Source organism: Thiocapsa rosea, from assembly GCF_003634315.1.
In the GTDB taxonomy this organism is placed as follows: Bacteria; Pseudomonadota; Gammaproteobacteria; order Chromatiales; family Chromatiaceae; genus Thiocapsa; species Thiocapsa rosea.
Genome location: NZ_RBXL01000001.1, coordinates 4,172,478 through 4,186,493 on the forward strand (window position 1 = coordinate 4,172,478; position 14,016 = coordinate 4,186,493).

Below are 14,016 nucleotides of genomic sequence, written 5' to 3' on the forward strand. Positions count from 1 at the left end.
GCCGGTGTGGGACAACAAGGTACTCTGGTCCGAAGGTCTCTTCCTTCAGCCCCATCATTTCCAACAGCACGATCGCTATCTCGAGCATCTGATCGGGGCCAAGGCGGGCCTCGGCGTACCCTATCCTTGGGGTCTGTCTCGGATGGAGATCGACACGGAGATGCTGGGTATCGGCAAGCTGGTGCTGAGCGAGGTCGCGGGCGTTCTGCCCGATGGAACCCCGTTCGATGCACCGGCGAGCGATCCGCTTCCGCAGCCCTTGCAGCTCGACGAGTCGGTATCGGGTCAGACGCTCTATCTCGCCTTGCCGCTGCGCCGCGCGGGTGCTGCCGAGAGCGGCGGCCCGGAGCAGCCGGAGACCGGCCTTCGCTATCGGGTCGGCGAGCTCAGCGTGCGCGACAACGCCCTAGGCTCCGACACCGAGACATCGGTCGAGATCGGGCGGCTCGATCTGCGCTTGATGCTCGAGCGGGAGGCCCGGGACGGATTCGCCTGTTGCGGTGTGGCGCGGGTGCTCGAGTGTCGTGCGGACCGCGAGGTGGTGCTTGATCGCGCCTTCATCCCGCCCTGCATCGATTACCGGGTCGGCCGACGTCTTGCCGATTTCGTCGAGGAGCTGAGCGGCCTGTTGCACCGTCAGGCCGAGTCGCGCGCCGGACGCGTGCGCGGGGTGGGGCGCGGCGGGGTCTCGGATTGGGCCGATTTCCTGCTGCTGCAGCTGATGAATCGCGCCGAGCCGGTCGTGCTGCATCTGATGCAGGTCCGGGGACTGCATCCCGAGGCGATCTACCGCTACCTGCTCGGGCTGGCCGGGGAGCTGGCGACCTTCGCGAGCGAGACCAAACGTCCGCCCGAGTTTCCACCCTATCGGCACGATGACCTGGACGCGACCTTCTCCCCGCTCATCGAGCGTCTGCGCGAATATCTGGGTCGCGAGTATGTCGAGCGGGCCATCGCCATCCCGATCCAGGAGCGCCAATTCGGATTCCGGGTCGCGCTGGTGGCTGACCGCTCGCTGCTGCCGGCCGCGCGGTTCGTGCTTGCCGCACAGGCGAGCGTTGACTCGCAGACCTTGCGCAACCGGTTCCCCGCTCAATGCAAGGTCGGCCCGGTCGAGCGGATCCAGGATCTGGTCAAGCTTGCCCTGCCGGGAATCGCACTCAAGCCCATGCCCACGGCGCCGCTGGAGATTCCCTATCACGCGGGCTTCGACTATTTTGAATTGGATCGAGGCGGTGAATTCTGGAAGCAGCTGAGCGCGGGAGGCGGCTTCGGGATGCATATCGGCGGGGAGTTCCCGGGATTGGAGCTCGAGCTCTGGGCCATCCGGGAGTAAACCGTGACCGACGACGATCCTTTCAGCATACCCGGCGACGCCGGAGCAACCGTGATCCGTCCGATCCCCGGAGGGCGCCGGTCGGCCGCCGCACCGGCTCGACCGGTCGCGCAGCCGCCGCCCTTCTCCGGGGTCCCGCCGACCTGGAGCGCGGTCGCGCAGACGGCGCCGGTCGTCAATCCGCTCGTGAGCTGTGCGGCGGGTCTCCTGACGATCGCCGCGGAGCTGCGCGGGACCGTCTCTCATCCCGATCCCGCCGGACTGCGCGAGGGCCTCGTCCGCCAGGTCCGCGAGTTCGAGACCTGCGCCCGCGCGAAGGGCTTGGTGGATGCGGTCGTGCTGCCCGCGCGCTATGTCCTCTGCGCCCTGATCGACGAATCCGTCCTGGATACGCCTTGGGGGACCGAGAGCGTCTGGAGCCATCAGGGGCTCTTGATTAGCTTCCACAACGAGACCTGGGGCGGGGAGAAGTTCTTCAGTGCACTGGACCGCTTGCTCGCCTATCCGAGCGGCAATCTGAACCTCTTGGAGCTCATGTATCTGTGCCTGGCGCTGGGCTTCGAGGGGCGCTACCGGGCGCGCCCGGACGGCCGCGCACAGCTCGAACGGGTCCGCGAGCAACTCTTTCAGACGATTCGCACGCAACGCGGCGATCCGGATCCGGAGCTGTCGTTGCATTGGCAGGGGGCGAAGGTGCGGCGGGATCCGCTGATCCACCAGCTGCCGCTCTGGGTCTTCTCCGCGATGGCCGGCCTGCTGCTCGCCGGACTCTTCGCCTTCTACAGCATTTCGCTCAACCGTGATTCGGATCCTGTTTTCCTCTCGCTCAGTCAGCTCGACCGCGGGTTGGAGGTGGTCGTGGATCGCCCGAGGGTTCCCTTCGCCGAGGCGCCGCCGGCCTCGCCGGACTCGCCAGCGCCGCTGACCTTGCGTCTCCTGCTCGCCGAGGAGATCGCCGCCGGGCGTTTGGAGGTGGAAGACAGGCCCGCGGGCCAGACCGTCATCATCCGCGGCGACGGACTCTTTGCCTCGGGGAGCAGCAGTTTGACGCCGGGCTTGATGCCGTTGATGCGTCGGATCGGCGAGGCCCTGGCCCGCTTGCCCGGTACGGTCCTGGTGACGGGGCACTCCGACAGCGTCCCGATCAACACACTGCGCTTCCCGTCGAACTGGCATCTGTCGCAGGAACGGGCCGAGCGCGTCATGGCCTCGCTCGTGGAGGTCGTGGGCGACCCGTCGCGCTTCACCGCCGAAGGACGCGCCGACACCGAGCTCCGCGTACCCGAGAATCCGCGGGACGCCCGCAACCGGCGGGTCGAGATCACCTTGATGGGGCCACGCGGCGGGGGACGTACGACCTCCGATGTGGCCAGTGTGCGGCCATGAAGACGCTGTTTCGATTCCTCGGCTCGCGCTGGTTTCTGACCCTCCTCGGGACGCTCGCGCTGGCGCTGCTGATCTGGTTCATCGGCCCGTTGGTCGGCGTTGCCGGCGTGGAGCCCTTGGCGTCGGCGCGCAGCCGATACATGGCCGTCGGGGCCCTGTTCGGGGTTTGGGGTGTGGTGCGCATTGGCTCCTTCGTGCGTTCGCGGTTGCGGAATCGACGCTTGATGGATCAGCTCGCGGCGCGTCCGGCGGCGGCGCCGGACCCGGCCAAGGTCGCGAGCGAAGAAGAGCTGCAGGTCCTGCGCGAGCGCTTCGATACCGCATTGGCGGCCCTCAAGGGCTCGGAGGTTCGGCACCGCCTAGGCGGACGATGGGTCTACCAACTCCCTTGGTATCTGATCATCGGTCCGCCCGGCTGCGGCAAGACGACGGCCCTCATGAATTCGGGGCTGCGCTTCCCGCTTGCCGAGCGTCTCGGCCAGGATGCGGTCCAGGGCGTCGGCGGGACCCGCAACTGTGATTGGTGGTTCACCGACGAGGCGGTCTTGATCGACACCGCCGGACGCTACACCACGCAGGATAGCTACGAGCAGGTGGACAGCGCCGCCTGGCAGGGTTTCCTCGGGCTGTTGAAAAAGCACCGGCCGCGACGCCCGATCAACGGGGTCTTTGTCGCCGTGAGTCTTGCAGACCTCATGCAGCAGAGCCAAACGGAGCGCGCGGCCCACGCGGCGGCGATCCGCCAGCGCATCCAGGAGCTGTGCAAGACCTTCGGCATCGCGATCCCGGTTTATGTGCTCTTCATGAAGGCGGATCTGGTGGCCGGCTTCATGGAGTTCTTCGCGGATCTGAACAAGGAGGGACGCGAGCAGGTCTGGGGCGTGACCTTCCCCTACGACCCCGAGGAGACGACCCCGGCGGCGCTCTCGACCTTTCCGGCCGAGCTGACGGCCTTGGTCGAGCGTCTCGACCAACGTCTGCTGACCCGTATGGAGCAGGAACGTGAACCGGGAAAACGCTCCCTTGTGTTCAGCTTTCCACGGCAATTCAATGCACTCGGCGATGCTCTCGAGCAGTTTTTGCAAGACACCTTCGCCCCGTCGCGTTTCGAAATTCGCCCTTTGGTGCGGGGTGTCTATTTCACCAGCGGCACGCAGACCGGCACCCCGATCGACCGCGTGCTGGGCGGGTTTGCGGGGAGTTTCGGCCTTGCTCGCCAGGCCCAGCTCCCCTTCAGAGGGACAGCCAAGAGCTTCTTCCTGACGCGTTTGCTGCGCGATCTGATCTTCACCGAGGCAGGGCTTGCAGGGCTGAATCCGCGTCTGGAGCGTCGCCGACGTTGGCTCAGGCGAGGGGCCTATGCCGGGGTTTTCACGGTCCTGTTGCTGGCCGGCGCGGCCTGGACCACGAGCTACTCGCGCAACCTGGCCTACATCGACGAGGTCGGGCAGCGCGTGGTCGAGATCGAGGCCAAGATCGACGCCATCCCGGTCGAGGAGCGCAACCCGCTCGGTGTCCTGCCCCTGCTGGATGCGGCGCGCACGATTCCCGGCGGGTACGCCGCCCGCGGCGCGTCTGTCCCCGTCAGTATGGGGCTCGGCCTCTATCAAGGCGGCAAGCTCGGATCTCAGGCCGAGCGGGCTTATGAGCGCATTCTCGCCAAGGCCCTGCTGCCGAGGGTCATCCTGCGTCTGGAGGAGCAGGTCCGCGAGGCCGGCGGCGACCCCGACTATCTCTACGATGCCTTGCGTGTCTACCTCATGCTCGACAGCGACGAGCACTACGACCCCGCGGCCGTGCAGTATTGGGTCGGGCGCGATTGGCAGCGCAGTCTACCGCGCGAGACCACCACCGAGCAGCAGGAGGCATTGCGCGATCATTTGTCGGCCCTGCTGGTGCGCCGGCCCGCACCCTTGCCGATCGAACTCGACGGGACGCTGATCGCCGACGCGCGGGTCATTCTCAACCGGACGCCCCCGGCCGAGCGCATCTACGCTCGCCTCAAGCAGGACGGACCGGGCGATGACCTTACCGATTTCACCATCAGCGATGCCGGCGGGGATTTTGCGAAGCTGGTGTTTGCCCGTCGCAGCGGACGGCCGATCAATCAGGGTGTGCCCGCGCTCTTCACCTACGACGGCTACCACCGCGGATTCACGAGCGCGAGCAGCCGACTGATCGAGGCGGCGGAGAAGGAGGCTTGGGTCTTGGGTCCGGATGCCCGTCTCGCGGCCGGATCCGACGGCGCGCGGCGCGTGCTCGAGGAGGTTCGCGAGCGCTATCTGCGCGACTATGTCGTTGAATGGACGGCGCTGCTCGAGGATATCGATCTGGTCGCCGTGCGCGATCTGCATCACGCCTCGGAGGTCGCACGCATCCTTGCCGACCCCGAGTATTCACCGCTGAAGCGCCTCCTTGTCGCGGCCGCCCGCCAGACCGAGCTGGACCGACTCCCGCCGGCCGATGCGTCCGCCGCGGGTCAGGGCGGAGCGCCCCTGCAAGGATTCCGACAGCGCGTCGAGCGCTATTTCGACGACCCGGACCCCGCCGCGCCGTCCGCGGAGGCCCCGGAGGCCTACGTGACGCGTCGTTTTGCCTGGCTGCATGACCTGGTGCGATCCGACGAGCAACGTCAGGCCCCCATCGAGCGGGTCCTGATTTCGATGGGGCAGTTGCAGCTCCACCTGTCGTCCGTGGCCGCGGCGGCGACTACGGGTCGCGGCCTGCTGGTGGCGGGCGAGAGTGCCGAGATCCGCGATGCCAAGGCGCTCGCGGCGCAGCTTCCGGCACCGATCGGCGGCTTGGTCGGAACCCTGGCACAGGATAGCGCCAACATCGCCGCCGGAGGCGCGCGGGCTCAACTGAACAATATCTGGACGGCCGAGGTGCTGCCCTTCTGCCGCGAGGCGATCCACGACCGCTATCCCTTCGTCGCCGGAACCGCGCGCGAGACGACGCTGCATGACTTCGGCCGGGTCTTCGGCCCGGACGGGCTGATCGACGCCTTCTTCAAGGCGCACCTGAGTCCGTCCGTCGATACGGCACGTTCCACATGGCGTTGGGTCGACAAGGCCATCGGGATCCCGGACGAGGTGCTGGCCCAATTTCAGCGCGCGGCCGTCATCCGCGAGGCGTTCTTTATGAGCGGCGGCAATACCCCGTCGGTCGAGTTCGAGCTTCAGCCGCGCGGCATGGATGCCCGTTTGAACCAATTCACCTTGGATCTCGGGGGCCAGATTGTCGATTACCGGCACGGTCCCTTGCGCACGCAGAAGCTGCAATGGCCGCCGCCGGACGGCGCACCGAGGGCGCGTCTGGTCTTCGTCGACACCAGCGGTGGCGGGCCAAGTTTGACGGAGGAGGGGCCCTGGGCCTGGTTCCGCGTGCTCGACCGTTCCCGACTCACCGCGACCAATCAACCGGAGCTGTTTCGGCTGACCTTCTCCGTGGCCGGGATGTCCGCGCAGTTCGATCTGCGCGCGATCAGCGTGCGCAATCCCTTCAAGCTCGACGAGCTGAGAGGGTTTCGCTGTCCGGGGCGCCTATGAGCGGAACTGACCAGGGATCACCCGGTTTCTACGGCAAGTTGCCGAGCCTCGGCGACTTCGTGAGCCGCCGCCTGCCCGCCGAACTCGTCCAGCCGTGGGATCTGTGGCTGCGCGAATGTCTGGTGGAGAGTCGTGCTCAGCTCGGCGATTCCTGGCTCGAAACCTATCTCACGAGTCCTTTATGGCGTTTTGTCCTGACCCCTGGCGTGGCCGGGCGGAGCGCTTGGGCGGGCGTGCTGATGCCCAGTGTGGATCGGGTCGGGCGCTATTTTCCCTTGACGCTCGCCTGTCCGCTGGAGACGGGGGTCGACCCGTTGCGGATTCTGGCCGCCGCGGATTGGTTCGAGCGCGCCGAGGCGGTGATGCTCTCCGGGCTTGAGGAAGATCGCTCGGTCGAGGACTTCGATGCGCTGACCCTGGAGCTGGGGGTCCCGATCGATCTGCTCCCCGGTCTCGCTGCGGCGGCCGCAGCCGGTCAGGTCAGGTCCAACGCCTGGCGGATCGGCGCGGCCTCTCCCTCGGAGCTGAGTGCCGGCTGCTCGACCCTGTTGGCTCGCGCGCTCGATCAGGTCTTCTGTGCCTACAGTCTCTGGTGGTCGCGTGGCTCCGAGCAGGTGGCACCGTCCTTTCTTGCCTGTCAGGGATTGCCGCCGACGGAAGGCTTCAGTGCACTCCTCGCAGGGGATTGGGCCAACAGGGGATGGTGGGAGCTCGCTCAAGCCGACCCGGCAATCCCGGGCGAGGAGCCAACATGAGTCTGCGACCGGCTCACCTGCGCTGGACATCGGCGGGTGTAACCCATCCCGGTCGGGTCCGAGACGTCAACCAGGACGCCTACTTGGACCGCCCTGATCTGGGTCTGTGGGCCGTCGCCGACGGGATGGGCGGGCACAGCGATGGCGGCATGGCGAGCCGAATGCTGGTGGAGGGTCTCGGTCGGATGGGGCGTCTCGACCTCTTGGGCTCTTCCGTCGAATCGGTGCGCAACATCCTGCAGGAGGTGAATCGCCGGCTGCTGGCCGATGCGGCGGCGCGGGGCGATGACCTGATCGGCAGCACCATCGTTGCCCTGATCGCCGTCGGAGACCATTGCGCCATCCTCTGGGTCGGCGACAGCCGTGTCTATCGGCGGCGCGACGGCGAGCTTGTGCAACTGACCTTGGACCACACGCATGTCCAGGATCTTGTCGACAAGGGGATGTTGACGCCCGAGCAGGCCGAGCAGCACCCCCTCTCGAATGTGCTGGTGCGTGCGGTCGGCGCCGACTCCGAGATGGATGTGGACCTGCGCGTCGAGGCATTGAGAGACGGCGACCGCTTCCTGCTGTGCAGCGACGGCTTGGTCAAGGAGCTTCGGTCGGATGCAATCGCAGAGATCCTATGCGGCGCCGCGCCGGGGGAGGTTGCACGCAATTTGATCGAGGCTGCCTGCAATGCGGGGGGGCGAGACAATATCACTGTGGTGATCGTGGATATTCATCGCTGATGGATACCGATCTGTCGATGAGAGATCCGCGATTCTTCAACAGCCCTTATTAAATTGTCGCGGCTTCGATTCGATGGATCGAACATCGATGGCTAGGAGCGGGAACATAGGCCACTCCGAAGTGAGCAAAAAAGACTATTGTCAACGCATGCCCGAGTGTGGTACTCAGTACACGTGACGATTGTTCCCGAATTGCGGTAGCGGACCTCGAAAGCCGGCAGCGCTCTCTGTAATGGGTAGTCATTCCGCGTTTTTTCTTGTGATGTGAATTCAGCGTTAGATTCTGTTCAACCTTTTAGCGGAGGAATCGCAAGTGGAGATGATCGGACGGTCTTCGCGACTAGAGTCGTCGTCGCGCTCTCATGTCGTAGCCTCAGGTGCCCTGGGAACTGTTTTGCCGATGCTCTGGGCGGGATTGGCGATAGCCGATGCGCCCCCTCCGTTTTATCAAGAGGCGCTGGATGCGGCAACCATCAATGGAAATATTGCTGGTAATGCTATTTTTCAGACGTGCATCACGGGGGATAATGGCCGTGGTAATGCCAATAATCAGCGTTTTCAGGACGACTGCGGAATCATCGTGCTTGGATCGGCGGATGATCCGAGCGGGTCGACGACGTCCTTGAATCAACTCGCCGCCGACCAGATCAGTGCTCAGAACTCCGCGGCCTTGCGTGCGGCCGGACTCGGGGTCGCTTTCGTTCAGAACCGCCTTCAACGCATTCGGTTGGCTGACGCTACATGGGCCGAGCCCACGACTCTCCTGGCAGATCGGGACGTCTCCGGGGTCCAGGCAGGCGGAGCGGCTAGCGCAGATGTCGCGCTTGGTCCGTTCGGGGGCTTTTTCAGCTTCGATTACGTCAATGGCGATGAGGATGAATCAGCCTACCAACCGGGTTACGACTTCGAGCGCTGGGCGATGGCCTTGAGTGTCGATTACCGATTCAACGAGAACTTTATCGGGGGCCTGGCAATACGCTACGCCGATGAGCAATTCGATTTCGATAATAATCGTGGTGACATGTCGGGAGATTCGTGGGGAGGGTTGATCTATGCGACTTACTTTCTCCCCAACGGCTTCTTTGTAGACGGCTTGATCGGTTACGCCAGCAATGAATATACGCTGAAACGTAAGATCAACTATACGATCGACTTCGCAGGCAATAATGTGGCGAACCAAATCGCCAGCTCGGATCCCAGCGCGAGTGTCTGGAACTTCAATCTGGGCGCAGGCTACAACCTATATCATGATGCCTGGGTGATCAGTCCCGCCTTGAGGTTCAACTATATCAATAATGATGTCGACGGCTACCGAGAGTCGATGTCCAGTCCAAACACAACCGGCGGTAGCATGGCCCTCTCCATTTCATCCCAGACCTACGAGTCATTGACGTCGGATCTCGGAGTTCAGGTGTCCAGAGCAATTAGTCACAAGAACGGCGTGTTCGTGCCTCAGGTTCGGGTGGCATGGATTCACGAGTTCCAGAATCCGCAGGAACGAGTGGGGGCCACCTTCGTGAACGACATCAATCAGCAACCGCTGTTTATCCTGACGAACAAGCCTGACCATGATTACATGGAGCTTGGTGCCGGAGTATCCGCTCAGTTTGAGCATGGCTGGTCAGGTTTTGTCGCATACAATACTCTGCTTGGCTATGACGGCGTAAGCTACAATGCTGTCAACGCAGGGGTCAGGATGGAATTCTGATCAGCTCGGTCCACGCAAGATCCAACGGCGAATGGCGAGAACCCTGGGCGGTATCAGGCCCTCCTGCATGAATCGCCTGAGCATGAGGTCGCTCATTGATGAACTTTGTGAATCGCTTGAAGCAAGCGGGCTTGTCCTGCCTGGCCGCAGCCGCCGTAGCAAGCTGTGACTCGGCGCCTATGGGAGGCGTCGAGATGCAGCGGGATACTCAACAGGCAACCGGGCTGCCCCGCGACATCGACGAATATGTGGTGGTTGATTGCCTCTTGCCGGGGCAGATTCGTCGGTTGGGTACCATGGCGACCTACCTCGGTGCGCGCCAGTCAGTTAAAACGACCCGGAAGGACTGCGGAATACGCGGGGGAGAATACGTCCTCTTCGACCGCTCGGACTATGCGACAGCGTTGAGCACTCTCTTGCCGCAGGCGCAGTCGGGTGACCCCGTGGCGCAGACGTATGTCGGAGAGATCTACGAGAAGGGGCTGGGCCTGCCGGCTCCGGATTACGGCAGGGCCGCCGAGTGGTATCGCAGGGCTGCGGAGAAGAACCATCGACCTGCGCAAACAAGCCTGGGATCACTCTACGAGCGTGGATTGGGCGTCCCAAAGGACAATGTCGCGGCGCTCGACTGGTATCGCCGCGCCTCGGGAATCACCGAGGATCGGCTGATCTTCGAATCCACGCTGGAGCAGGAACGGGCTGCGTTTCGGAAGGAGATCGCTCTGAAAAATCAGGTGGCCGCAGGTTTGAAACGGACTGCGCAAGCCACGCGAGACGAGCTGATAAAACAACGAGCGGCTTCACGAAGTCGCCCGGCAGAAGCCGTGGATCTAAGTGCGTTGCAGAGGGCGCACGACGATCAACAACGGCTTCTCGAGAGTCAAAGACGTGATGCAGAGAGTGAGGCGCAGCGATTACGCAGGGAGTTGCATGCGATTCAGGAGCTGAAGGCGCGCGAGCAAGCGGAGGTGCCGACAGGGGGAAGATCTGGGGAGCGGGCTGCGCAGCTCGAGAAGCTGGAGCTCGTTCGCACGCAACAGTACGACGCTGTCCTGGATACCTCTCGAAGGTTGGCTGGGCCGCCGTAGATGGGGCGGGCAGTCGACGGATGAGATTATCGAAACCACGGGACAGGAGTAGTTCCGGGGCAACGACCCCGTCAATCTTGGACGACTCGGAAACCCAAGAAGCTGTAACGGGACTCAGGGAATGCCCTATCTCGGTAGGCCGAGCGGACTGCTTTCGGACCGCTGTACCAGGACCCGCCCCGCAGGACCCGGGGCTTGTCTGAATCGGGTGGCGCACATCGATTCTGGCGTCCTTGATAACCGGCGTCATACGACGAGCAGGTCCACTCCCAAACATTGCCGAGCGGGTCGTACAGACCCCAAGCGTTGGGCTTGAACTGACCGACGGGGGCCATCCACTCGTGACCGTCGTCGCAGACAAAGCCGTTGTTCCACCCGTTGGCCGAGTCCGCCACGTTCGCATAGTCGCACGCCGACAACCCTGACCCGACGCCCCAGAAGCGCGGGGTTGTGGTGCCTGCGCGAGCCGCGTACTCCCACTCCGCCTCAGTCGGCAAGCGATAGCTTCGGTCGGTCGCTCGGCCCAGCCATGCGAGGTAGGCCTGTGTGTCGCGCCAGCTGACGCAGCTGACCGGGTAGTCATCCTGAATCTCCATGCCTTCGATCGGCTGAAGCCAGCTCGCCTCGGGTTCGTATCCCCAATCGTCCGCTCCCTGGACCCGATTTCGGGCCAGGGTCCAACAGCCGGTATTCTCACCGCTATTGAACTCGGCCTCGGTTCGATGTCCCGTCGCCTCGACGAACCGCCGGAACTGCGCGACCGTGACCTCAAACGCACCGAGCCGAAACTCGTCCACGCAGACCTCATGTTGTAGCTCGTCGTCCTCTCTATCGATCTCGTCTGCCGGACTGCCCATCTGGAAGCAACCTTGAGGAATCGTCACCATTGTCGGTGCGATCGATGCGCGAGCGCTTTCGATGCGCAACCGCTCGGCCAAGGATGAGACTCGGGGGTCGTTCGGCCAGCTTACGCTGAGCTGCTCCAACTGATCCCGGGCTGTTGTGAGTTCGCCTCGGTCCAATGCCGTGGACGTCGACTCGACGAGCAGTTCGGCGATTCGGTCGAGCTGTGCACGTGCGCCGGAGTTCTTGTCATCCGCCTGGAGGACGTCCCGATAGCAGGCGACAGACGCGGCCGAATCCACCAGGGGCGGCTCGGTCGACAGCCGAGAATTGCATTCCGCCAGCATTCGGGCGATCCGAGAACGCTCATTCAGCTCGGACTCGATCTCGTCTCGGAGTTGCCCAAGCTCGGACCGCATCGGCGCGAGGCGAAGCGCTTCGGTCAGCAACGACAGACTCTCGTCCAGGGCACCTGCCTGTTGTGCACGTTGGGCCCGCTCCAGTAATGCATCGACCCTCTCTGCGATCTCAAGGCGAGATCCGGCCTCGTCGCGACGCGTTAGTAACTCGCGATGACCGGGGGCATCTTCCAAGCCATCCTCCGAAAGGCGAAGCGCTTCACGGTATTCACCGTTCGCGAGGTGGTGATCCACTCGAACCACAAGATCCTGGGTTTGCTCGGCAATAAGGGCTTCCTTCTCGGCGATCAGATCTGCCTGTATTTGGAGCAGATCAGGGTTGTTCGGTGCAATCTGAAGACCTTCCTCGACCTGTGCGAGACTTTCCGAAAGAGAGCCCAGTTGACGCGATTGACGTGCCTGCATCAACAGGTCTTCAATTCGGCTCTGCTGTTTCAGGGCGTCCTCGACATCGGATCTCAGGGCCACGAGGTCGTTTCGCTCCGGAGCCATCAGCAGTCCTGCATCGATAGAGGCGAGCGCGTTTCCGAGCTCAAGCCGCTCCATCATGGCGCGTGCCTCCGCCAGTAGTTTGTCGGCTTTTTCTTGGCGATCATTGTGGATGCGCTGCTCCAGTTCCTCCCGGAACGCATTGAGCCCCGGAAGATTCGGTGCTAACCGTAATCCTTCCTCGATCATCTCCAGGCTCTCCCCGAGCGCTCCTCGCTGTGCGATATCCTGCGCTTGACCGAGCATTGTCATTGCTTCAAGACGCGCTTGAGTGCGATCTTCGAGAGCCGTCAGGCGATCATCTTCCGGGGCCATATCCAGTCCCAGTCGAATCAGATCGAGACCTCGCGCCACTTCGCCGCGCTCGATATGCGCGATTGCGAGCTCCTCATAGTTAGCTGCTGTCGTCGAGCGGTTTGCTGCAGCGGGAGGTAAACCGGAAGCGATCTCAGGCTCCTCGGGGCTCGTTTTTGGAGTCATTATGAGATAGCCGGCAATGAGTGCCGGGGCGAGCACCAGTGTGCCGCCACCCCAAAGAAACCATCGCTTGAGGTTGATGCTGCTTCCAGGCTCGCTTTGATCCTTTCGAGTTGGCCGTGCAAGCACAAGCGTTTCATCATCGCCGGAATCGGGATAACGAGCCGCGGCCTCTAGGCGCTCGATTGCTCCGACAAGCTGGTCGGCGCTATCGAAGCGTGCGTCAGGATCTTTTGCGACCAGCTTGTCGAGGATTCCTTGAAAACGGGACAGATGACTTGGCAGCGGCGGCATTGCTTCCGTGCAATGCTTCATGGCAAGACTCATGACATCGTCGGACCGATAAGGAAGCTCGCCGGTCAACATTTCGTAGAAGACAATGCCGAGACTGTAGAGATCCGATCGAGCATCAAGCGATTGGCACATGATCTGCTGTGGGCTCATGTACCTCGGGCTCCCGACGATCATGCCCAGCTTCGTCATGCGCGTGGTATCGGAATTCGCCTTCATGACGTGAGCGATACCGAAATCCGTCAATACAGGGGTATCATCGTATCGAAAGAGGATGTTCTGCGGCTTGATGTCGCGATGAATGATCCCCCGCTGATGCGCATACGATAAAGCTTGAGCGACGCCTTTGATGGTCTCGAGTCCGCGTTCGACGCTCATGCCCTCTATAATGCGTTCCGAGAGCGTTCCACCCGGTAGATATTCCATGGAGAAATAGTGGAAAGGGCCTCGCGAGTCAAAATCGTAGATCGTGACGATTCGGCGGTCCTGAAGTTGTGCGACGACCCGCCCTTCCCTGAGAAAGCGAGCTGCGAAATCGTCGGATTCGTCTGAAATCGGCTTCAAGACTTTCAGTGCGACTTCCCGATCAAGCCGCATCTGTTTCGCAAGATAGACTGTCGCCATCCCGCCGGCGCCCAGCTCGCGAATGATCGTGTAACCCGGAATGTCCATGAGTGGCTGAAGGGTAAGGATGTCTGCGGACGTTGGCCGGAGGTTACCGGTATCGCGTCATGTCGTCCTGTTCGCAGGCGTCGTTGCACATTCGATTGACCTGCTCCAGGCAGGCGACGCAAAGACAGTCCCGATAACGGTTGCCGAGGAACTCGAGCGCCTCCGCGGTGAGTGTGACGCTCAGGCAGCCGCATCGCTCGACGCGGTTCGCTTTGCATTCGAAGCTGGATCCGCAGCGCGGACAGGTCTTCATCTCGTGCTTTCCCATTCGCG

9 protein-coding genes are annotated in these 14,016 nt (G+C 63.0%); 7 read left to right on the forward strand and 2 right to left on the reverse strand.

The features are described from left to right. Positions 1-4: 4 nt before the first annotated feature. The 7 genes from tssK (at position 5) to BDD21_RS18785 (ending at position 10,552) form a co-directional block, all read left to right on the forward strand. The gene (gene tssK / locus BDD21_RS18755) at positions 5-1,336 is read left to right on the forward strand and encodes a type VI secretion system baseplate subunit TssK (RefSeq protein WP_120798454.1); all 1,332 of its coding nucleotides are present in this window, start codon (positions 5-7) and stop codon (positions 1,334-1,336) included. A 3-nt stretch (positions 1,337-1,339) separates the two neighbouring features. Beyond that, positions 1,340-2,722 carry a type IVB secretion system protein IcmH/DotU gene (gene icmH, locus BDD21_RS18760; RefSeq protein WP_120798455.1) on the forward strand — a complete coding sequence of 461 codons (1,383 nt, stop codon included), beginning with the start codon at positions 1,340-1,342 and terminating at the stop codon, positions 2,720-2,722. Next, the gene (gene tssM, locus BDD21_RS18765; protein ID WP_120798456.1) at positions 2,719-6,270 is read left to right on the forward strand and encodes a type VI secretion system membrane subunit TssM; all 3,552 of its coding nucleotides are present in this window, start codon (positions 2,719-2,721) and stop codon (positions 6,268-6,270) included. The genes icmH and tssM overlap by 4 nt, the downstream gene beginning before the upstream one ends. After that, positions 6,267-7,025 carry a type VI secretion system-associated protein TagF gene (tagF, locus tag BDD21_RS18770; RefSeq protein WP_120798457.1) on the forward strand — a complete coding sequence of 253 codons (759 nt, stop codon included), beginning with the start codon at positions 6,267-6,269 and terminating at the stop codon, positions 7,023-7,025. Before tssM ends, tagF begins: the two co-directional genes overlap by 4 nt. Then, on the forward strand, positions 7,022-7,756 hold the full coding sequence (locus BDD21_RS18775; protein WP_120798458.1) for a PP2C family protein-serine/threonine phosphatase: 735 nt from the start codon (positions 7,022-7,024) through the stop codon (positions 7,754-7,756). The genes tagF and BDD21_RS18775 overlap by 4 nt, the downstream gene beginning before the upstream one ends. Positions 7,757-8,156: 400 nt before the next feature. Continuing rightward, entirely contained in the window at positions 8,157-9,464 is a 1,308-nt protein-coding gene (locus tag BDD21_RS18780; RefSeq protein WP_245969943.1) for an autotransporter outer membrane beta-barrel domain-containing protein, read from the forward strand. A gap of 98 nt (positions 9,465-9,562) precedes the next feature. Next, complete coding sequence (locus BDD21_RS18785; protein WP_120798460.1) at positions 9,563-10,552, forward strand: tetratricopeptide repeat protein; 990 nt, start codon at positions 9,563-9,565, stop codon at positions 10,550-10,552. 71 nt (positions 10,553-10,623) lie between these two features. Here the strand turns inward: BDD21_RS18785 and BDD21_RS18790 are convergent, their stop codons facing one another. Continuing rightward, positions 10,624-13,743: an SUMF1/EgtB/PvdO family nonheme iron enzyme gene (locus tag BDD21_RS18790; RefSeq protein WP_120798461.1), complete on the reverse strand. Its 3,120-nt coding sequence runs from the start codon at positions 13,741-13,743 to the stop codon at positions 10,624-10,626. Positions 13,744-13,786: 43 nt separating this feature from the next. Beyond that, on the reverse strand, positions 13,787-14,011 hold the full coding sequence (locus BDD21_RS27965) for a cysteine-rich CWC family protein (RefSeq protein ID WP_170164822.1): 225 nt from the start codon (positions 14,009-14,011) through the stop codon (positions 13,787-13,789). Positions 14,012-14,016 lie beyond the last annotated feature (5 nt).